The sequence below is a fragment of the Pseudoalteromonas sp. NH0006-26 genome (assembly GCF_057552415.1).
This window is the reverse complement of sequence record NZ_BAAJMJ010000003.1, coordinates 343,596-364,419: the sequence shown is the minus strand read 5'-3', so window position 1 is coordinate 364,419 and position 20,824 is coordinate 343,596. Positions and strand designations below refer to the sequence as shown.

The window sequence follows — 20,824 nt, the reverse complement described above, 5'->3', positions numbered from 1 at the left end:
TTTGAACGGTTTTCAAACAACTAACCAGCATTTTCGTTAACACCGTGCATTTATTCAACAAAAGAGTTTAAAAAACGTAGTGAATTATTTTTTTTAGGTGTTACGATTGGTCCATAACTTTCGGTACAGGCTTACCGTTTTAATAATAAGACCACAGGAAAACTCATGCAGAGTAAGTTCTCTTCAGCAATAAAAGGCCTACTACCTTTATTTTTAGTTAGTAACCTTATAATAACCACATTATCTATAGTCGCCTATTCGCTTTACTCACAAAGCAATGCTAAGAACAATGAACTTTCCTCAGCCTCCACCATCGCGGTCACTAAACTTGCTGAAAGTCTTGAGCAGCCCATTGTAGAAGCACTAACATTATACGGACAAGACAAGGCCAAACCACTTTTTGACATTGCAAGCTTACTCAACAATGATTTTAAATATACCCTGCACCGTTTTAATGCCAACAATCAAGCAGAGCTAATTTATAGCAATAATAATAATTCAATTGCACCTTTAGCCATTAATAAGCACATTAAACAACAAGGCATACTGCATCATGTTATTTCATTGGATGGGCAGATCATTGCTGAACTTATTATTGAGCAAAAACAACCTTTAACTTTACCTTCGCCCCAAAGTTCACTAATGAATGCCTTTTTTACCGGTATTGTAGCTCTAATAGCGCTGTTTTTATTAGCCATAGTGTTTAATAAGTACATTAATAAGCGATTACATAAAAACACCGACTCTCTCACTCAAGAACTCAAAGCAATTACACAAAATGATAATTATCAAAGCACCCTTAATGAGCAGCTTGAAGGGGGATTAGAAACTGTAGCTCAACAAATTAATTTATTACTGAAAAAAGTAAGCATGGTTCAAGCTGACGACCAAGCTGCACAAAAAGAATTAAAAAAGCTTCAAACAAGCCTTGAAACAGAAGTACAAAGCAGAACCTTTGAATTAGAAAAACAAACCCAAAAAGCGTTAAAAGCCAGTGAAACTAAAACCACCTTTTTAGCCACCATGAGCCACGAAATAAGAACACCTATGAATGGTGTTATTGGTACTATTGATTTACTACGCCAAACAGAACTCGATGGTGCACAACAACGTTTAAGTACTATTATTCGTGAATCTGCATTTTCGTTACTGAGTATTTTAGATGATATTTTAGACTTCTCTAAAATTGAAGCTGGAAAGCTCAACATAGATCCAGTTCCATTTTCTGTTGCAGATACACTAGAAGAAGTCGCCAAGGTGCTGTCATCGGTTGCTAAAAATCGCCATCTAGATTTAGATTTATCAATTGCCCCCGACATCCCCAACAACCTTAAAGGTGACTCCGTCAGAGTGCGCCAAGTACTATATAATTTATGTAGTAATGCCATTAAGTTTACCAGCACCAATGGTACAACGCAGGGTAAAGTAAGAATATCAGTAGAAGTAGCACATAACACCGCCGATCACTTTACATTGCGCTTTTGCGTGAGTGATAACGGTAAAGGAATGAGCCAATCTCAATTGAGAAAAATCTTTAACCCATTCACTCAAGCGGAAAGCTCTATTACGCGAGAGTTTGGTGGTACGGGGCTTGGTCTTTCTATTTGTAAAAGCTTAACTGAGCTAATGCTTGGAAGTATTCATGTAACTAGCCATGAAGGTATTGGGAGTGAATTTACTGTCGAGTTGCCTTTTTCCACCGCAGGTAAAACTGAATTTGCCCACAAAAACACTCTCAATGGCAAACATGTCATTGTTGTTAGTAGCAACGCTGAACGTGGCAAAGTCATTTATCGTTACTTGTCATTTATGGGCGCTAAAATAACTTACTCTCACGAGCAGCAAGATATAGAAACGCATCAAGATACCAAGGATATTATTTGGGTTGTCGATGGTATTGATGACATGAGTAGTATCAGTACCCTACTAAGAAGCTTGCTCTACTCATTAGAAGATAATAACCAGCAAATGGTGGTGTTAAGTAAATTAGATGAAGCGGTAATTAATCATAAAAATATTTTCTATATTAATGCTTCCCCATTGTGTAAATCTAACTTTATGCTTTCAATTTTGGTAGCTGCCGGCTTACATAAACCTAAGCAAATTAAAAAAGCCAAAACTATGAACCACTACCTAAGTTCTGAAGAAGCGCTGGCTGCAAATAGACTGGTATTATTGGTTGAAGATAACCTATTGAACCAAGAGGTACTCACCGAACAATTACATATACTAGGGTACAGTGTAGAAGTGGCTAATAACGGTGAAGAAGGCCTAGATATGTGGCGTAAAAATAGCTACTCGCTCATTTTAACCGATTTACATATGCCAAAAATGTCTGGCTACGACATGGTTGAAAAAATTAGAGAAGAAGCTTCATTACTGGAATCAATCGACGCGCAACCATATATTATTGCTGTCACTGCCAATGCGCTAAAAGGCGAGAGAGAGCGATGTTTAGCAGTGGGTATTAACGACTTTATCACTAAACCTATTGAGCTAAATGCACTAGAAGACACATTAAAACAATGGAGTGACTTATACAGCAAACAACCGAAAAAAGTTAGTTCGGCTGAAAAGCCAGTTATACCTATTGATATGGAATCGGCAAATAAGTATATAAATGGTGATGACGCTAAAATAATCCGCTTTTTTAAAATGTATTTAGAACAAAGCCAAGAACAAATTAAAGTGATTAACTTTGCAGTATTACAAAGCAATCAGGCGGATGTTGTAGCAGCTTGTCATCAATTAAAATCTATATCAAAAACAGTAGGAGCTAACATTGTTGCTGATTTAGCGCAGTCATTTGAAGATAAGTGTAAGAGCGATGAGATAAATGCTGATGAGTTAATTGAAATGAGAGATGAACTCGAAATTGAATACTCAAAAGCAGCACAGTTCTTAAAAGAACAAATTAAAAATAATGAGGAACAGGACGAACTTGTTTAGCTAAGATCGTATGTTTCTGAGAGTGTTTTTATGACAATAAAAAAGGGCTAATAGCCCTTTTTTAGTAATTTTACATAAACAGAGGTTAATTTATTTTTCTACTGGCTTATAGCCTTCAATCTCAACCTCTTTACCTTCGAATAAAAAGCCAACCATTTGCTCTTCTAAAAAAGTACGATGCTCTGGATCCATCATGTTTAAATGCTTTTCGTTGATCAGCATCGTTTGCTTATGCTGCCATTGCCCCCAGGCTTCTTTAGAAATATTATTAAAAATTTTCTCACCAAGTTCACCAGGGTATAACTGAAAACCAAGCCCTTCGGCCTCTTTTTGTAACTTTTGACAAAATACTGTACGTGCCATGATTGTTCCCCTAAACGCTAAATGCCAATAGTTTAACCTATTGGGCTCATTTGTTTAACCAACTTTTTAGTCGGTGCCGCTAACCCTACTTCTATTGATTGATCGAGTGGATACCACACCAGCTGCTTGTCGTTGACTACATCAGGGGCTTTCTCAATATTCAGTACATGTGGGTTAATCGTAAGCTCAAAATGTGAAAATACATGAGTAAAAGGCGCTACTTCATCAAGATCACTTTCAAGCCCTTGTTGTGCTAAAAAAGTTTCAAGCTCGCTGTACTCATTAAATTCAAAAAATCCAAATAATCCGCCCCAAATACCGCTGTTTGGGCGTTTTTCCATAAGCACTTTGTCGTTATGTTTAATAATTAACTGGTGGCAGCTTTTTTTAGGCACTACTTTTTTGGGCTTAGAGTGAGGAAATTCCTTAACTTTACCAGAGTTAAACGCACCACAGCGGCTATTTAATGGGCACGCCTCACAATCAAAACGACTGCGCGAACACAAGCTTGCACCCAAATCCATCATAGCTTGGTTAAACTCGGTCACATTATTTTTAGGCGTGAGTTGTTCGCTTAAATGCCAAAGCTGATTTTCTACCTTTTTGACCCCATACCAACCTTCGACCATAAAAAAACGAGCAAGCACTCTCTTAACATTGCCATCAAGAATAGGGTGATGCTGCCCCAAAGATAATGATAAAACAGCACCGGCAGTAGAGCGCCCTATTCCGGGTAAATCCATTACTTCTTCAAGCGAGCTAGGAAACTGGCCTTGGTATTTATCCCGAACTATTTTAGCCGTTTTATGTAAATTGCGTGCACGAGCGTAATAACCTAAACCTGTCCAATGATGCAGAACCTGATCTTCATCAGCATTGGCTAAAGCAATAATATCGGGAAAGCTTTGCATAAACTTTTCAAAATAAGGAATAACAGTAACAACCTGAGTTTGCTGTAACATCACCTCAGATACCCACACTTTATAAGGCGTTTTAGCTAATTGCCATGGTAACGTTTTGCGTCCATGAAGGTGATACCAATCAACTACTTGGTTAGAAAACCAAGCTGACTGCTGTTTTTTTAAATCCAACATATTTACTTTTTTACTAATGCTTAATGGCGGCTCAGTCTATTGGAGTGACTGAAAAGATCAAGCTATAACGCCCTAGTGCTTGTCAACCTAGCGCCGGTCAGGGATAATATGCAACCATTTTTAAACACATTGTTTTGTCAGGCCAATAATATGAGTGAATCAAGTAACAACAACCTTGAGCAAGCTAAGCAAGAAGGTAAATATATCCGCACTATTCGCAGTTTTGTAAAACGCGAAGGCCGATTAACCAAAGGTCAAGCTGCTGCAATCGAAAAGTGCTGGCCAACAATGGGGCTTGAACACAAGAACGGCCTACTTGATTTAAGCGAAGTTTTTGGCAACAACAATGATGTAGTGCTAGAAATTGGTTTTGGTATGGGCAAGTCACTGGTTGAAATGGCAAAAAATGCACCACATCTTAACTTTATTGGCATAGAAGTTCATCGCCCAGGCGTTGGCGCATGTTTAATGGATGCTGATGAAGCTGGCGTTACTAATCTTCGTGTATTTGAACACGATGCAGTAGAAGTTCTTGCTGATTGCATAAGCGATGAAAGCTTATCAACTTTACAGTTATTCTTTCCAGATCCATGGCATAAAAAGCGCCATCATAAGCGTCGCATAGTACAAACTGAGTTTGCTGAAAAACTGCGTTCTAAATTAAAAATCGGCGGCGTATTTCACATGGCAACCGATTGGGAAAACTACGCAGAGCATATGTTAGAAGTGATGCAAGCAGCCCCTGGTTACAAAAACCAATCAGAGACTAACGACTATGTTCCTCGTCCTGAGCTACGTCCATTGACTAAATTTGAACAGCGTGGTCACCGTTTAGGCCATGGCGTATGGGATTTAATGTTCGAACGAACTAAGTAACCGTTAATTAAATAATCAAGTAAGGTAAAGCCATTTATGAGCGTATTAACCAATCCGAGCCTACTATTACTTCGCAACAGTGAAGAGTTGAAGGGTAAATCAATATTGGTGGTCAACTTTGTTCAAGATGGCTTTTTAAATGAGCTTAAAACGCTCAACCCACAAAGTAAAATAACCGCTTTTAGTTATAACCACGCTAATGGTGAATTTGCAAAGAACATATCAGGTATTGATGTAACCGTTAATCATACTATTGATGCGGGCGATTATGATTTGGTGATACTTTATTACCCTAAATCTAAACCTGAGCTGTTAATGGCGTTAGACAACATACGCGCAGTGATAAGCAAAGATGCAGAGCTACTAGTCGTTGGCGAAAACAAGAGCGGTGTTAAGTCAATTGAAAAGCAACTCGCTGGTAAGGCTGAGTTTAGTAATAAAATAGACTCAGCAAAACACTGTGTCTTATATTCATTTTCCGAACTTACTCTTAATAGCGCGTTTGATATTAGCACTTACCATAAAGAGTTTACGGTATGTGTGAGCGATATTGAGTTTACAGCAGTCAGTATTCCTGGTGTGTTTAACCATGGTGCGCTAGATGCTGGAACGAAAATGCTACTAGAGAATGCTCCTAACTTAAAACACGGGAAAGTACTTGATTTTGGTTGTGGCGCGGGACTTATTGCTACTTTTTTAGGGCTAAAAAATCCAGCACTGACATTTATTTGTAGTGACGTAAGTGCGCTTGCGGCCTATGCAACAACGCAAACGCTGAAGCTAAATAATGTAAACGGTGAAGCCATACTCAGTGATGGTTTAAATAGTATTACTGGCAAGTTTGATTTAATTATTAGCAACCCGCCATTTCATACCGGGATTGCAACTGACTACAGCGTTGCTGAATCTTTTTTAACGCATGCAAAGCAACATTTAACTAAGGTAGGCAAACTGGCCATAGTGGCAAATAGCTTTCTAAAATACCCACCTATTTTAGAAAATCAATTTGATAGCTACCACACAGTGTTCAAAAACAACAAGTTTGCCGTATACAGTAGCTAAAATAAGTTATTAATATCCTGTCAAAACATAAATATGGGCTGTATTAGCCACATATTTATGTTTCATCAGTAGATTAGCTAAAAATAAAAAGTGTAATTAAGCTAATCTTTTTACTTCACTTTTTTCTGTTTTTGCTAAACTACTACCTATTAGATTCACAATTGACACGGATGACCTTCTCGCAATGCCCAAAACTGTAGAGCAAAATAGCATTCGTAGCATATTGTTTAAAACCATCATGCTTATAACAGCTATCTGTTTGTTATTATCGCTTTCAATTTCTACCTATTTAAGTGCGCAAGAGCAAAAAAAGCAGCTCATTAGCAAACTTGTCTTGGTATCAGAGATCATTGCATTCGACGCGATGCCCTCATTACTAAATAAAAATAGGCCTGCAGAAGAAAGACGTTTGAAGCTGCTTCAACAAGTATCATCCGTCACAAATTTACATATATATGCTTTAGATGAGCAAACCAATAAACCGGTGTTCTTTACCAGTTTTAATGCGCGAAAATCACCACCAGTGCCCATTAAAACAGACAATATTGATGACTTTGCTGCACCACAGGTTAGTGATGAGTATATTGAGTACATTACCCCAATACTCAATAATGAACAGCTGCTAGGCTATGTGTATATTAGAGGCAGCTTAGATAACTTAAATGAGCTAATAACAAAAAAAATTGTAATCGATATCGTTATTATGGCTTTAATACTCATCTTTATTTCTTTGATTATTTTAAGACTACAAAAAAGAATTGCCAGCCCGATTGAAAGCTTAAGCTTATTGCTACAAAACATAGCTAAAGATCATAACTACTATGCACGTGCGCCTTTGACGAACTTAACTGAAATAACCCGACTGTCTAACAGCTTAAATGTAATGCTTGCACGTACGCAAAGGCAAATAGAGCGCCATGAAGAAGATAAACAAGAAATTAAGCAGCTAAACTCAAATCTTGAAGAGAAAGTAAGCCAACGCACTATTGCACTCAGAGAGGCTAATAAAGAGCTGTTAACTACTCTGGAAAAAATGCACCAATACCAAACTCAAATTGTTGAAAATAAAAAAATGGCTTCATTGGGGCAAATGGTGGCAGGGGTTGCCCATGAGGTAAATACACCAATTGGACTTGGTATTACAGGCTCTACTTTACTGCGAGATAAACTCGCAGAGCTACAGGTTAATTTTCATAATAAATCATTAACAGCGAGTCAATTCGAGCAATTTACTAACGATGGTATCGAAAACTTAGACTTAATATATAGCAGCTTAAATCGCGTTGCAGAGCTCATTTCTAACTTTAAAAAAGTTGCGGTGATCAAAGACGATGAAATAACCAGTACTGTTAATTTACAACAACTCATAAACGATACGCTACTGTCTATGGGGCAGGAGCTAAAAATTAAAAACCCTAAAGTTCTTATAAATTGCCCCCCAGATTTAACCGTTGAAAGTAAAAAAGGGCCACTGCAGCAAGTATTCCATCAGCTTATTTTAAACTCACTACTTCACGGGTTTGTAGCTGGCGGTGACAACGAAGTGCAGATTGATATTGTGGCAACGAAAACAAAAACACAAATCACCTACTCCGATAATGGTCTGGGTGTTGAGAGTAATATACGAGCAAAAATATTTGACCCATTTGTTACTTCAAAACGCGGTCAAGGAGCCAGTGGTTTAGGAATGCATTTGGTTTACAATTTAGTGACTCAAGCCTTGGCTGGAGAAATTGTGCTAGATACTGAGTATCAGCAGGGTGCCCGATTTATTATTACACTCTTTTAAAAAGCGAAATAAATCCTTTGCATCCCCTTGAATTAAGACTTTATGACCATACTAAGACATAGCTTACTAAACAGTTGTACCATAAACGTTGTATTTTTGAACAATTAATGAACTTAATTGCGTTTAACATATCACATACATTGATGAAAAGTTGGAAAGTGATATAATTCCGTTTTGAATTAGTCTGATTATTTTTAGTATCTTTAGGTGGTTGATGGATGTATCAATTATTAAAGAGAAATGGCTTCGACTCTATAATTCAAATTATACATTCAACGTTAAGTATCAATTAAGCCGCGGTTTTTAATAATACGTCAAAGTAGGTTTGGGCGCGCAGCTGTTTTTATCTAACTTGTTTTTACTTGTTAACATTTAGATATAATCCTATAATTCTAGTAGTCGGCTCTGATGATCACGCCGATTTTATAAATAAAACACACTCCAAAAAGGTTAATTAAAGATGCAAACGCCAGTCATTCTGATCGTAGAGGATGAAGACGTAACTAGACTAAACCTCGTTAGTTTATTTGAAGCTGAAGGTTACAAAGTTATTGAAGCCATTGATGGCGATGATATGCATGATAAGCTTACAAATAACGATGACGTCAATCTTGTAGTTATGGACATCAACCTGCCAGGTAAAAACGGGCTTATTTTAGCTCGCGAATTACGCCAAAAGCGCAAAGTTGGTCTTATTTTCTTAACAGGCCGTGACAACGATGTAGACCGTATTTTAGGTCTTGAAATTGGTGCTGATGACTATATTACTAAGCCTTTCAACCCACGTGAATTAACTATTCGTGCACGTAACCTAATTACGCGTACTGCATTAGGTGGTGAAGAATCAGCTATTGAAACCAATGGCGTGATCACCTTTAACGGTTGGGAACTTGACGAAAACAGTCGTTGCCTTACTTCTCCAAACGGAGACGCAAAGCGTCTACCTAAAGGCGAATACAGAGCACTGCGTTTAATGCTTGACTCTCCAGGTCGTATATTTAGTCGTGAGCAGCTAATTAAGCACATGACTGGCCGTGAGCTTCGCGCTAACGACCGTACAGTTGATGTTACTATTCGTCGTATCCGTAAACACTTTGAAAGCGACAACTCAACGTCTGAGTTAATCAGCACCATTCATGGTGAAGGTTACCGCTTCATTGGTAAAATCGACAGCTAATTAGTTTTTATTCTAATTGTTGTAAAAATAAATGAAGGGCCTGTTGTCCTTCATTTATTTTGTCTGCTAATTCATCAAGCCAAACTGTTAATACTTCATCACTTTGCTCCAGCGCACCATGCTCCATTTGCTTGGCATGCAACTGCACATCATTCAGACCGACCGAACCTGCGGCACCTTTTAACTTATGCGCAACGGATTTGTATTCTTCTCTGTCTGCTGCTTTTAATGACGCTAATAGCTCTTGTTGATACTGCGGATTTAGCTTTGCAAACAGCTGACTACTGCGTTTAAATACTTCAACGCCCATCGAATTTACAAAGTCTTCAATGGTTTCAACATCTAACAAGTCAGTATTTATTTGATCTAATAACTCTTGATTAACTACTCGTTGAGGAGCCTCGGTTTGCGCTTGTTTAATACCAAAGAGTTCAGCGAGCATATTATCTAACTTACTGGTGTTTATTGGTTTAGCTAACGCTCCTTGAATAGAAATTCCCTCAAGCTCTTCTTCAGCACTGCGAACATTGGCGGTAAGTGCCACAATAGGTAGCTGATCAAAATGGCTTTGTGCGCGTATTTGCCTTGCTACTTCATCACCATTAATATCTGGAAGCTGCATATCAAGCAATACTAAATCAAGATCATCTTCGGTCTCTACAAACGATAAAGCATCTTCACCCGTTTCAGCCCACAACACTTCATGCCCACGCTGTTCTAATAGGTTAGTTGCGATTTCAGCATTAAGTGGTACATCTTCCACTAATAAAATATATAAGCTACGTCCCACATAACTATGCTCGGTAGGTGCACTACATAAATTCAGCGGAATTTGTACGGTAAAGCAGCTCCCTTCTCCGGGGGTGCTATTAACAGTTATAATGCCTTTCATAGCACTTACTAACGCTTTTGTTACAGCTAAGCCAATACCCGATCCAATTGCATTAGTCCCTTTAAGATCAGGCGCTTTATAATACATATCAAAAATACGGGTAAGTTGTTCTTGCGGGATCCCTTCACCGGTATCAAGTATTTTTATAATAAGCCATGGGCCATCTTCGCGGTTTTCTCTACCGCAATCTAAGGTAACACTGCCCTGCTGGGTAAATTTAACCGCATTGTTAATTAAGTTCCACACCACTTGGCGTAAACGTGTGGGGTCAAGTAAGGCGTATATATCAAGCATGCCCGAACGCTTCACTTCAAAGGAAAGCTCTTTTTGCTCAGCAATAAGGCCTGCAAAGTTAACCACATCATTGATAAAGTCAGACACATTAATTTCGTTAGCGGCAATATCGAGTTGCTCACGGTCAATTTTATCTAAATCTATAATATCGTTAAATATGTTACCCAGCGTTTCGGCGCTTGAAAATACCGTATTACACCAACTACGCTGCTGTTTATTAAGCTCAGTATCCAATAGCATTCTGGTTAAACCGACGATACCATTGAGCGGAGTACGCAGCTCATGGCTTAATGTGGCAATAAATTTTCCTTTGTCTTTATAAGCAGTCTCCAGTGCCTGCGCGGCTTCTTTACGACTGGTAATATCACGACCAAAAGCGAGTAAACCTATGTAATCGCCCTGCTCATTGATAAAGGGAAGTTTTCTGAGTTCAAACCATCTTATCTCACCATTTACAGAATACTCTACATCAATAGTTAAACCTTGATGAGTCCGTTCAACCTGCTCATCGGTTCTGAGTACTTCAGATAAAAAGTGACTTGGAAATATTTCTTCTGCGGCTTTACCAATTAATTCGCCACTGGTTTTGCCCATCACCTCTTCAAACATTTTATTACAACCAGCAAATACCCCGTTGTTATCGCGGTAATAAAATAAATCTGGCGAGGAGTCGACAATTGAGCGCAGTAACATGCCTTGTTGGGCGAGCTCTTGTTGCGTTTTTTTACGCTCTGCAATTTCACGTCTGAGCTCTTCTATTGCTCTATGCTTGGCGTGAAAGGCCATTTTACGTTCGTCAATTTCAATGTTTAAACGATTAATATTGTCTTTGAGGGTTTGATTTAAAAGCTTTTCTTGTTTTGTGGCACTATCTAAATAGGCATAAGAGGCATCAAGTTGCCGAATAGAGTTAAGCAGTACGCTAATCACCAAAGGAGAAACAACTGAGGTAAAAAATACCACAGCGAGTATATCAACTAAGTTCACTTCCCCTATGGCAACATAGTAAAACATACTCGATAAAACCAGCGATACCGTCAGTAATAATGCATAGCAAATAGCTGCAGTTTTAAACTCACCAAAACGAGTTATTGAACTGGAAAGAACTCGAACCCACGGGTTCAAAGAAGAATCAGTCATATATCAGTTTTTCTCTTAGCTAAAGCTAAATGCTTAGTTTTTATAAGTAAGTATGATTAAAAGCTAATTTTAGCATTTTCTATCAGCTATTTTCATGTTGTGCGACAAAAACAATAAAATTTCATGTTTGCTGTTATTTGCTGCATTTCAGCAAATCTTTATTTAGTGTAATATGCGGCGTCTTAAATATTGCAAATAACGAGTAACGTATCATGCAAACGACTATGCCAGATATTGCTAACACGGCTGCCGCATTACAAACAGGTAAATTAGACTGGGTAGGTATGGCCGATATAGAGCTGCCTTTTATTTTTGAATCTCTTGATTTAGCTCCAGTTACCGTTAATGCAAAAGCACGCGCTTTTGTTAACTTACACCAAGAGGATGCTAAAGGCATCCACATGTCGCGTCTGTTTTTAGCACTTGATCACCTCTCAACTGAGCAACAGGTCAACCCACACACCTTAGCACAAGCATTAGATACCTTTATCACCAGCCATGAAGGCTTGAGCGATAAAGCACAAATCGAATTTAAGTTTGAATTACCACTGCGCCGTAAATCATTGCTCAGCGGTAAAGCGGGCTGGAAAAGCTACCCTATTGTACTTACTAGTACCATAAATCAAGGTGTCATTAGTTTTGAACTCAGTGTTGATGTTACTTACTCATCAACCTGTCCCTGCTCTGCAGCCCTTGCTCGTCAACTGATCCAAAATGCGTTTAGCGAAAAGTTTGCTCAAGAAACACTAACTCAATCTGAGGTTTTAGAGTGGCTTGGAACAACTCAAGGGATTGTCGCGACCCCGCATTCACAGCGCTCTATTGCCAATATTAAAGTTAAACTAGCGAATAATATTGAACAGTTTGATGTGGTTAACCTAATCAATCTACTAGAAGATGAGCTTAAAACACCAGTACAAGCCGCGGTAAAGCGTGAAGACGAACAAGAGTTTGCTCGCTTAAATGGTCAAAACCTGATGTTTTGTGAAGATGCAGCACGAAAGATTAAAACCACCTTAGAAGCAAAACAGTATAGCGACTACTTTTTACAAATTAATCACTATGAGTCTTTGCATGCCCATGATGCAGTTGCGATTGCAGTAAAAGGTATCGAGGGCGGATACACAGCACTTTAAATAACAACGGTAACTAAAATAGCCATAACAACTATTTGGGCACATAACTTGCTTTAGAAAAGCAGTGTCAATTTGTTGTTATGGAGTTACCGTATGGAATTCGCTTTATTATTAATATTAGTGCTAGTTGTTGGGGCATCAGTGGTTGCGTCAAAATTTAATGATGATGGCGGAAACCCTTATCCTTTTACTCGTAAACAAAGTGTATTTACCCAAGTAGAAGGGGCGTTTCTGGGCTTATTAGAGCGTGCTGTTGGCGATCAATATAAAATTGTTAGTCGCGTTAAACTAATCGATGTGATTGACTGTAAACAAGGTCTGTCTGTTAAATCTAAACGTGCGGCAATGGCTAAAGCAAAAAATAAACAGCTCGATTTTGTGCTAGTAGACAAAGAAAAAATGACCATAGTGGCCGCGGTTGACTTAGTCAACAACGCCAACAAAGATGGCCACAAAGCACAACGTGATTGGTTTGTTAATGGTGCATTAGAAGCAGCTGGCATTCCGCATATTCGTATGAAAGTGAAGTCAGGTTACCGCCCAAGTGAAGTTCGCGATGCTATTATGTTTAAATTAGGTAAGCCAGCTAAATCACAACCTGCACGCCCGACTCGCGCAAGAGTACATAAGCCAGCAGTATTATCACCTTCTCAAGCAAAAGCACACTCCACTGCCCTTGCTGAAATATAACTATCGAATTACAAGCAATCTATTAAAGCGAGCATTTTAAATGGCTCGCTTTTTTGTTTTTTATAGCTGACTTCACGTATAATCAGGCTATTCAAACTTAGGAATTTAACACTATGAATGTTGGTATTATTGGCGCAATGGAGCCAGAAGTTAAAATTTTGCGCGAGGCGATGCAAAATCCACAGATTTTAACCAAAGCAGGCTTTACGTTTTATACTGGTGAGCTTGCGGGCAATACCGTTACTTTAGTGCAATCAGGCATTGGTAAAGTTGCTTCAACTATTGCAACCACTTTACTTATCGATAACTTCAAGCCTGATTGTGTTATTAACACAGGCTCTGCCGGTGGTTTCGACCCTTCACTTAACGTTGGTGATGTGGTGATTTCATCAGAAGTTCGTCATCACGATGTAGATGTAACAGCGTTTGGTTACGAAATTGGTCAAGTACCACAAATGCCAGCAGGTTTTGCAGCGCACCCTAAGCTAGTAGAAGCCGCCGAGCAAACAATTGCACAAATCAGCGAAGTAAAAACGCTTGTTGGTTTAATTTGTACTGGTGACTCATTTATGTGTGACCCTGTTCGCATTGAAAAAGCACGCAGTGACTTCCCTACAATGCTGGCAGTAGAAATGGAAGGTGCATCAATTGCACAAACGTGTTTTGCACTTAACACACCATTTGTTGTTATTCGCTCAATGTCTGATATTGCTGGCAAAGAGTCACCACAGTCATTTGAAGAGTACTTAGAAACAGCCTCTATTAATTCATCAAAAATGGTGGTGGCATTACTAGAAAAGTTAACGGCGGTTACGCTGTAAATGCTCAATAATATTGTTCAAAATCATTTGGACTTTATTGTATTTATTTGTGCGCTCCTAGCTGAGCGCTTTTTACCTTTAGTTAGCTGGTATCACCCTAATCATATACTTTCTGCCATTTTTAACGCGATTGGTCAGCGTATTTATAAAAAAACAGACAGCAAACAATATCATTATTTAGCCGCTTCACTGGCAAGCACCCTTGTTTTAGCTGTTATTATGATTATTGTGGTTTTACTGCTGCAGTTTGCCTTTTACCCTGAACTGCTATCCGGTCTTATTTTATATTTATGCTTAGAAAGCACTAGCCTGAATAAAAAAGCGATCCGCATTGCGAAATTAACCAAAAAGAATCAAAAATCGACTGCGCGAGAATTATTAAAACCACTAGTAGCCCGTGAAGTTAACGCACTTTCAAACCCTGGGGTTATTAAAGCGGTCATGGAAAGTGTCATACTGAGAACAGCTCGCCATTATTTTGTAGTTATTTTTATTTTTTTACTATTGGGCCCCATTGCCGCTCTCGCCTACCGTTTACTTACCTTAATCCAACAAGCATGGCGCACTGATATAGCCCCCGACAGCTCTTTTTTGACGCCACTTAAACTCGTTCTTTTTATTGTTGAATACATTCCCATGCGGTTACTCGCGCTGACAATAGCGTCACTTAAAGCCAGTAAAAAAAGCATGCACTATATTAAGCATTATGGCCGTCATTTTTATCAAACCAATACTGGCTGGTTACTTAGTGTGTGCTCTGCATCTTTAGGAGTGCAACTTGGTGGGCCTGCTATTTATAGTAAGCAGCGTTTCAATAAAATGCGGGTAGGTGCTGAGCGCCTGCCAAGTGCCGATGATATGCCAAAGCTACTGAACACCCTAAATCAAGCCCGATTTTTTTGGCTACTCGTTATTGTTAGCGTTGAAATTATAAGGGCCGTTCTAACTGTTTAATCAGTCATAAAAAAACCAGCCGAAGCTGGTTTTTATACTTTATAAAGTTTTAAGCTACGGTAATATTTGCAAACTTACGTTTACCTACTTGGTAAATAGCGGTTGTTCCTTTTGCTACTTCCAATTTGGTATCGGTAATTTTTTCTTCGCCGTTAAGCTTTACAGCACCTTGCTTGATCATACGCATAGCTTCTGAAGTGCTCGCTACTAAGCTCGCTTCTTTTAGCAAGTTAGCAATTAAAATCGTGTCTTCATCAATATTTACTGTCAGCTCTGGAATTTCATCAGGTAGTGCTTTTTTCTGAAAGCGCTGAATAAAGTCATCATGAGCAGCCTGTGCGTCTGCTTCACTATGGAAACGTGCAATTAACTCTTTCGCTAATTCAATCTTAATATCGCGCGGGTTAGTGCCTTGCTCTACACGCTGTTTTTGCGCTGCAATTTGCTCAATAGACAAACCGCTTAGCAAATCATAGTAACGCCACATTAATACATCACTAATTGACATGATTTTACCAAACATGTCGCTAGGCGTATCAGTAATACCTATGTAGTTTCCTAGTGACTTTGACATTTTCTGAACGCCATCAGTCCCTTCAAGTAAAGGCATCATTAGTACGGTTTGTGGTTTTTGACCTTCATCTTTTTGCAGCTCACGACCCATTAGTAGGTTAAAGCGCTGATCAGTACCACCTAGTTCAACATCAGACTCAAGTGCGACTGAATCCCAGCCCTGCACAAGTGGATATAAGAACTCATGGATTGCGATAGATTGGCCGCCAGCATAACGCTTTTTAAAATCATCACGCTCAAGCATGCGCGCCACAGTTTGGCGAGCGGCTAATTTTATCATTCCCGCCGCGCCCAATGTTTCCATCCACGTAGAGTTGAAAGCAACGGTTGTTTTAGCTGGGTCTAAAATTTTGAAAACCTGCTCTTTATAGGTTTCGGCATTAGCAAGCACATCATCACGAGTCAGTGGCTTACGGGTTACATTTTTGCCCGTTGGATCGCCAATCATACCGGTAAAGTCACCAATTAAGAAAATAACCTCATGGCCTAAATCTTGAAAGGTTTTCATTTTGTTAATTAGTACAGTGTGACCTAGATGCAAATCTGGAGCCGTAGGATCGAAACCAGCTTTAATTTTTAGCTTTTTCCCCGACTTTAATTTTTCAACCAACTCATCTTCAATTAATATCTCTTCTGCACCGCGTTTTATCTCTGCTAGAGCGGTTTGTAAATCCACTGTGTGTTACTCCAAAAAATTCTGACAACGAAGGGGTGTAATATGCTCACGATTTATTGCTAGCGCGTTTTAACAAAGCAAATAAAACTATTTAGCTAACATAACAAATTTCCACTTAATTAGAACAACTTTTTTAACTAATCGCAGCACCGACTAAAATGCAGGGTGTACGTTCTAAAAAGGGATATAAAAGAGCGATTAATAATACGCTAAAGGTGTTTATAAAAACCCAAAAAACAGTTTATAAATTAATCACTTCTCGCTATTAAATCGTTTTAAAAGCTAATTTAACATTACGATGAAAAAGCAAAGTATCCAAGAATATAAAATAGTCCGATTGTTCAACTTTAAACACAAACAGCCTGAATACCCTATGATTTTAGCTTAATTTAACGCGAGTTTAAATCTACAAAATACTAGTATTCACAGATTATTCGTTATATCCTGCAATATAATCTATTTATTATCTTGACAGCAGAAAAAGGCACGTTATGGTCCACGTGGTTAACACGCTCCCCAAAAAACACAAAATGCTCATTCTAGGTTTGGTTTCTGCTATTGTTGCCTTAGCTTTTTTACCTTCTGAAAAAGCCACTGCATCCAAAGACAATAGCGAGAACACGCTAGAGATTGGTAAGCGCTACGAATTACAAATAAAAGTAGGTGAAAACGAAAAACTCACCGACTTAAATTCAGAGCAAGCAGCGCAAAAACTTCCAGAGTACGATTTTGTCGATCACCTTGTTAAAAATGGTGACAATTTAGCGATCATTTTTAAGCGCGCTGGTTTTTCTGCGCAAACGCTTTATAAACTGGTTAATACCAATGCTGAAACACGTAAGCTAACCAAAATTCACCCTGGTGAAACACTAAGTTTTGCAACTGCAGAAGATGGCTCGTTAGCTCAATTACGTTATGTTATTTCTAAAACAGATACCTTATTTGTCACCCTAAATGACGAAGGCCAATACGACACTTCAATTGACAGCAAAGAAATAGAAACACTGAGCAAAACCGCACGTGGTGAAATTTCTAGTAGCTTTTGGACATCGGCGATCGCAGCAGGTTTAAGTGAACGCCAAATAATGAACTTTGCCGATATATTTGGTTGGGACGTGGATTTTGCAAATGACATCCGTAAAGGTGATGAATTTGGCTTAATTTATGAGTCTCATTTTGTTGACGGTGAATTTATTGGCACTGGAAAGATCATTGCCGCTGAATTTATAAACCAAGGTGAACGCTACACAGCAATTCGACACACAGACGGTAATTTTTATACCCCTGAAGGTCGCAGTATGAAAAAAGCCTTCTTACGTGCACCAGTAAACTTTAAATATATCAGCTCAAGCTTTAATCCTCGCCGCTTACACCCTGTTACAGGACAAGTAAAAGCACACCGAGGTATTGACTACGCCGCACGTACAGGCACCCCAGTTGTGTCATCGGGTAATGGTAAGGTGATCAAAGCGGGCTACAGTAAATACAATGGTAATTACGTATTTATTAGCCACGGTACGCAGTACGTTACTAAGTACTTACACCTTAACAAGCGTCTAGTTAGAACAGGGCAAAAAATCAAACAAGGTGAGAAAATTGGTACTGTAGGCTCAACAGGTCGAGTAACTGGAGCGCACTTACATTACGAGTTTTTGGTTAACGGTGTTCACCGTAACCCTAAAACCGTGAAATTACCTAAATCTGAGCCATTACCACGCTCAGAGCTTGCTAAGTTTAAGCCTATTGCTGATAACTTTATTGCGCAACTTGAGCGTAATCGTGAACTTCAATTGGCACTTAAATAAAGATCTTAATGGTTAAATAAAAAAGCCTTTGCAGGGGTAACCCGCAAAGGCTTTTTTGTGTGTGATATTTAAGTTTCAAACTTAATTTATGAGTACATAAATAAGCTGCACAACCAAAGAGATCATCACCAGTGGCCAAATGTACTTACTATATTTAGTGGCGCTCTCAAGCCCCATTTTACTTTGGTATTTTTCCAGTAACGGAATAATGATCACCAAAGCAATCACTAGGCTAATTAAAATAACAAATATGTTCATATCATCACCCTACATCAGGTTATGGTAAAGCGCAGCCTTTCGCGCTGATATATAGCTCATACCAATGCTCCCGACTTAAGTTAACATTAACAGCATCACAGGATGCTTTTACACGCTCTATATTAGTCGTGCCAATAATTGGTTGAACTGATGCTGGGTGGCGCAGTAGCCATGCTAATACAATAGCTTCTGCTGTTGTGCCATAGAGTATGGCAAGCTTACTAACTAAAATGCTGGTATTAATATCTGCAGGTGAGGCCTTTGATAAATCGCCACCAGAGTATAAACCCTGGCATAAACTGCCCCAACTTTGAATCTGAATTTCATGCTCACGGCAATATTCAATATTGCCTGGGGTAAAGTTAATATCTTTGCCATCGGCATTACCCACATAAACGCCTTCATCAACCCATTGATGCTTGTGTAAACTCGCTTCTATTTGATTTGCCACAATCGGCATATCTAAAGCGCGTTGCAAAAAGCGTATTTGATGTTGCGACATATTAGACACTGCAAAATGGCGCACTTTGCCACTTTCTTTTAAACAACTAAATACTTGCGCAACTTCCTCTACTTCCATTAAAGGATCAGGGCGGTGCAACATAAGTACGTCTAAATAATCGGTATTTAATCGCTTTAATGAGCCCTCTACCGAGCGCTCAATCCAATCAGCTGAAAAGTCATAGCGCTGTGGGTGTTTATCATCAGCAAAGCGAATACCGCACTTAGACTGAATATACATTTGTTCTCTAAGTTCGGGACGCTCAGCCAGAGCTTGACCAAAAACATGCTCGGCTTTGCCTAAGGTATAAATATCAGCGTGATCAAAAAAATTAATTCCGCCTTCAATGGCGGCATCTATGCATGAATGAGTTTGTTGTAAATGCGCACTGGTGATCGCATCTTTGTTCCATGCGCCTCCCAAACCCATACAGCCAAAAACAAGCTTGCTTACATTCGGGAGATATTTTGCCAATGGAGTATGATGCATACCAGTAACCTTTAAGAATTTAAATGAAGAATGACTACTGTAAACAAAAAACTCTATACAAGAAACCGCTTAAGTCAAAACATCAAATTTTAGGCAAAAAAAAGCGCAGTAAACTGCGCTAATAGGTTGAGTCTAAATTACATTTAACCCACAAGAGCGAGCAAAATACCTGCTGCAACGGCACTACCTAACACCCCTGCAACATTAGGCCCCATGGCATGCATTAATAAGAAGTTATGTGGGTTATTTTCAAGCCCAACTTTGTTAACTACCCTTGCAGCCATTGGCACAGCGGATACACCTGCAGCACCAATTAATGGATTTATAGGAGTTTTTGATATTTTATTTAAGCCTTTTGCCATAAATACACCTGAGGCTGTACCAATAGCAAACGCTAGTGCACCCAGTACTAAAATACCAATAGTTTCCACTGTTAAGAACTGCTCTGCAGCAAGCTTAGAGCCTACAGCAAGTCCTAAAAATATGGTGGTGATATTAATAATTTCGTTTTGCGCACTGTTGCTTAGCCTATCAACTACACCCGACTCACGCATTAAGTTACCTAAACAGAACATACCAACCAGTGGAATTGCCGCAGGTAAGAATATGGCAGTTAAAGTAAGCACCATCAGCGGGAAAATAATTTTTTCCTTTTTAGATACTTTACGCAGCTCTGGCATTTGAATTTTACGTTCCTCAGGCGTGGTAAACGCACGCATAATTGGAGGCTGAATAATAGGCACCAGCGCCATGTATGAGTAGGCAGCTACGGCTATAGCCCCTAATAAGTCAGGTGCCAATTTTGACGCTAAAAAGATAGCAGTTGGCCCATCTGCACCACCAATAATTGCGATTGCTGAAGCATCTTGTAAGCTAAATTCAAACCCAGGAATAAAGTTAAGTAAAATAGCGCCAAATAACGTCGCAAAAATACCAAACTGCGCCGCAGCACCTAGTAGCAACATACGAGGGTTGGCAATTAGGGCACTAAAATCAGTTAATGCCCCCACTCCCATAAATATTAATAACGGAAAAATACCGGTATCAATACCAACATAATAAACATAGTAAAGTAAGCCACCAGGATCTGATAAACCAGCCACCGGAATATTGGTTAAAATGGCTCCAAAACCAATGGGCAGTAGCAATAACGGCTCAAAGTTTTTGGCAATTGCTAAAAATAACAGCAAACAGCCAACGGCAATCATGATCAGCCCAGGAAATGTAAAGTTAGCAATGCCTGTGGCATGCCAGAGGTTTAAAATACCATCCATCCTCTGTTCA

General features: G+C 39.0%; 17 protein-coding genes. 10 read left to right on the top strand and 7 right to left on the bottom strand.

All coding sequences use genetic code 11. From position 1 onward, the window contains the following. The first annotated feature begins 165 nt into the window (after positions 1 to 165). Complete coding sequence (locus AC27JR_RS06655) at positions 166 to 2,949, top strand: ATP-binding protein (protein ID WP_487173136.1); 2,784 nt, start codon at positions 166 to 168, stop codon at positions 2,947 to 2,949. A 90-nt stretch (positions 2,950 to 3,039) separates the two neighbouring features. On the opposite strand, the gene AC27JR_RS06650 is transcribed toward AC27JR_RS06655, so the two are convergent. Further along, positions 3,040 to 3,312 carry an oxidative damage protection protein gene (locus tag AC27JR_RS06650; RefSeq protein WP_008110439.1) on the bottom strand — a complete coding sequence of 91 codons (273 nt, stop codon included), beginning with the start codon at positions 3,310 to 3,312 and terminating at the stop codon, positions 3,040 to 3,042. Positions 3,313 to 3,344: 32 nt separating this feature from the next. Next, entirely contained in the window at positions 3,345 to 4,406 is a 1,062-nt protein-coding gene (gene mutY / locus AC27JR_RS06645) for an A/G-specific adenine glycosylase (protein WP_487173135.1), read from the bottom strand. Positions 4,407 to 4,556: 150 nt separating this feature from the next. Between mutY and trmB the strand changes: the two genes are divergently transcribed. The 4 genes from trmB to arcA all read left to right on the top strand — a co-directional run bounded on the left by trmB (position 4,557) and on the right by arcA (position 9,310). Next, a complete protein-coding gene (gene trmB / locus AC27JR_RS06640) occupies positions 4,557 to 5,282 on the top strand; it encodes a tRNA (guanosine(46)-N7)-methyltransferase TrmB (protein WP_076919300.1) in 726 nt (241 codons plus the stop codon). A 36-nt stretch (positions 5,283 to 5,318) separates the two neighbouring features. Then, positions 5,319 to 6,344, top strand: a complete 1,026-nt coding sequence (locus AC27JR_RS06635) for a methyltransferase (RefSeq protein WP_487173134.1) — start codon at positions 5,319 to 5,321, stop codon at positions 6,342 to 6,344. 184 nt (positions 6,345 to 6,528) lie between these two features. Next, positions 6,529 to 8,133, top strand: a complete 1,605-nt coding sequence (locus tag AC27JR_RS06630) for a sensor histidine kinase (protein ID WP_076919298.1) — start codon at positions 6,529 to 6,531, stop codon at positions 8,131 to 8,133. A gap of 460 nt (positions 8,134 to 8,593) precedes the next feature. Further along, on the top strand, positions 8,594 to 9,310 hold the full coding sequence (gene arcA / locus AC27JR_RS06625; protein WP_008110444.1) for a two-component system response regulator ArcA: 717 nt from the start codon (positions 8,594 to 8,596) through the stop codon (positions 9,308 to 9,310). A gap of 7 nt (positions 9,311 to 9,317) precedes the next feature. Here arcA and arcB read toward each other — a convergent pair whose 3' ends face one another. Beyond that, positions 9,318 to 11,636, bottom strand: coding sequence for an aerobic respiration two-component sensor histidine kinase ArcB (gene arcB, locus AC27JR_RS06620; protein ID WP_487173133.1), 2,319 nt, complete (start codon positions 11,634 to 11,636; stop codon positions 9,318 to 9,320). 212 nt (positions 11,637 to 11,848) lie between these two features. Between arcB and folE2 the strand changes: the two genes are divergently transcribed. The 4 genes from folE2 (at position 11,849) to AC27JR_RS06600 (ending at position 15,237) form a co-directional block, all read left to right on the top strand. Then, positions 11,849 to 12,772 (top strand): GTP cyclohydrolase FolE2, encoded by a 924-nt coding sequence (gene folE2 / locus AC27JR_RS06615; protein WP_076919297.1) that lies wholly within the window; start codon positions 11,849 to 11,851, stop codon positions 12,770 to 12,772. A gap of 93 nt (positions 12,773 to 12,865) precedes the next feature. Beyond that, a complete protein-coding gene (locus AC27JR_RS06610) occupies positions 12,866 to 13,462 on the top strand; it encodes a DUF2726 domain-containing protein (RefSeq protein WP_008110447.1) in 597 nt (198 codons plus the stop codon). Positions 13,463 to 13,575: 113 nt separating this feature from the next. Beyond that, positions 13,576 to 14,283, top strand: coding sequence for a 5'-methylthioadenosine/S-adenosylhomocysteine nucleosidase (gene mtnN, locus AC27JR_RS06605; RefSeq protein WP_008110448.1), 708 nt, complete (start codon positions 13,576 to 13,578; stop codon positions 14,281 to 14,283). Then, complete coding sequence (locus AC27JR_RS06600) at positions 14,284 to 15,237, top strand: cobalamin biosynthesis protein CobD/CbiB (RefSeq protein WP_008466276.1); 954 nt, start codon at positions 14,284 to 14,286, stop codon at positions 15,235 to 15,237. It begins immediately after the preceding gene. 49 nt (positions 15,238 to 15,286) lie between these two features. Here AC27JR_RS06600 and tyrS read toward each other — a convergent pair whose 3' ends face one another. Then, on the bottom strand, positions 15,287 to 16,486 hold the full coding sequence (gene tyrS / locus AC27JR_RS06595) for a tyrosine--tRNA ligase (protein WP_008110451.1): 1,200 nt from the start codon (positions 16,484 to 16,486) through the stop codon (positions 15,287 to 15,289). Positions 16,487 to 16,977: 491 nt separating this feature from the next. Here tyrS and AC27JR_RS06590 point away from each other — a divergent pair, with 491 nt between their 5' ends. Beyond that, positions 16,978 to 18,291: a peptidoglycan DD-metalloendopeptidase family protein gene (locus tag AC27JR_RS06590; protein ID WP_008110453.1), complete on the top strand. Its 1,314-nt coding sequence runs from the start codon at positions 16,978 to 16,980 to the stop codon at positions 18,289 to 18,291. An 81-nt stretch (positions 18,292 to 18,372) separates the two neighbouring features. Here AC27JR_RS06590 and AC27JR_RS06585 read toward each other — a convergent pair whose 3' ends face one another. The 3 genes from AC27JR_RS06585 to AC27JR_RS06575 all read right to left on the bottom strand — a co-directional run bounded on the left by AC27JR_RS06585 (position 18,373) and on the right by AC27JR_RS06575 (position 20,814). Next, the gene (locus tag AC27JR_RS06585) at positions 18,373 to 18,549 is read right to left on the bottom strand and encodes a hypothetical protein (RefSeq protein ID WP_487173132.1); all 177 of its coding nucleotides are present in this window, start codon (positions 18,547 to 18,549) and stop codon (positions 18,373 to 18,375) included. Positions 18,550 to 18,568: 19 nt separating this feature from the next. Next, entirely contained in the window at positions 18,569 to 19,540 is a 972-nt protein-coding gene (locus tag AC27JR_RS06580; RefSeq protein ID WP_487173131.1) for an aldo/keto reductase, read from the bottom strand. 143 nt (positions 19,541 to 19,683) lie between these two features. Then, complete coding sequence (locus AC27JR_RS06575) at positions 19,684 to 20,814, bottom strand: sodium ion-translocating decarboxylase subunit beta (protein WP_008115142.1); 1,131 nt, start codon at positions 20,812 to 20,814, stop codon at positions 19,684 to 19,686. Positions 20,815 to 20,824 lie beyond the last annotated feature (10 nt).

What these genes read in the sequence shown, in the direction of transcription:
- arcA (WP_008110444.1), top strand. Translation starts at nt 8,594, where the DNA reads ATGCAAACGCCAGTCATTCTGATCGTAGAGGATGAAGACGTAACTAGA.
- mtnN (WP_008110448.1), top strand. Translation starts at nt 13,576, where the DNA reads ATGAATGTTGGTATTATTGGCGCAATGGAGCCAGAAGTTAAAATTTTG.
- AC27JR_RS06655 (WP_487173136.1), top strand. Translation starts at nt 166, where the DNA reads ATGCAGAGTAAGTTCTCTTCAGCAATAAAAGGCCTACTACCTTTATTT.
- AC27JR_RS06575 (WP_008115142.1), bottom strand. Translation starts at nt 20,814, where the DNA reads ATGGATGGTATTTTAAACCTCTGGCATGCCACAGGCATTGCTAACTTT.
- AC27JR_RS06610 (WP_008110447.1), top strand. Translation starts at nt 12,866, where the DNA reads ATGGAATTCGCTTTATTATTAATATTAGTGCTAGTTGTTGGGGCATCA.
- arcB (WP_487173133.1), bottom strand. Translation starts at nt 11,636, where the DNA reads ATGACTGATTCTTCTTTGAACCCGTGGGTTCGAGTTCTTTCCAGTTCA.
- AC27JR_RS06590 (WP_008110453.1), top strand. Translation starts at nt 16,978, where the DNA reads ATGGTCCACGTGGTTAACACGCTCCCCAAAAAACACAAAATGCTCATT.
- AC27JR_RS06630 (WP_076919298.1), top strand. Translation starts at nt 6,529, where the DNA reads ATGCCCAAAACTGTAGAGCAAAATAGCATTCGTAGCATATTGTTTAAA.
- AC27JR_RS06585 (WP_487173132.1), bottom strand. Translation starts at nt 18,549, where the DNA reads ATGAACATATTTGTTATTTTAATTAGCCTAGTGATTGCTTTGGTGATC.
- trmB (WP_076919300.1), top strand. Translation starts at nt 4,557, where the DNA reads ATGAGTGAATCAAGTAACAACAACCTTGAGCAAGCTAAGCAAGAAGGT.
- folE2 (WP_076919297.1), top strand. Translation starts at nt 11,849, where the DNA reads ATGCAAACGACTATGCCAGATATTGCTAACACGGCTGCCGCATTACAA.
- AC27JR_RS06600 (WP_008466276.1), top strand. Translation starts at nt 14,284, where the DNA reads ATGCTCAATAATATTGTTCAAAATCATTTGGACTTTATTGTATTTATT.
- AC27JR_RS06650 (WP_008110439.1), bottom strand. Translation starts at nt 3,312, where the DNA reads ATGGCACGTACAGTATTTTGTCAAAAGTTACAAAAAGAGGCCGAAGGG.
- mutY (WP_487173135.1), bottom strand. Translation starts at nt 4,406, where the DNA reads ATGTTGGATTTAAAAAAACAGCAGTCAGCTTGGTTTTCTAACCAAGTA.
- AC27JR_RS06580 (WP_487173131.1), bottom strand. Translation starts at nt 19,540, where the DNA reads ATGCATCATACTCCATTGGCAAAATATCTCCCGAATGTAAGCAAGCTT.
- AC27JR_RS06635 (WP_487173134.1), top strand. Translation starts at nt 5,319, where the DNA reads ATGAGCGTATTAACCAATCCGAGCCTACTATTACTTCGCAACAGTGAA.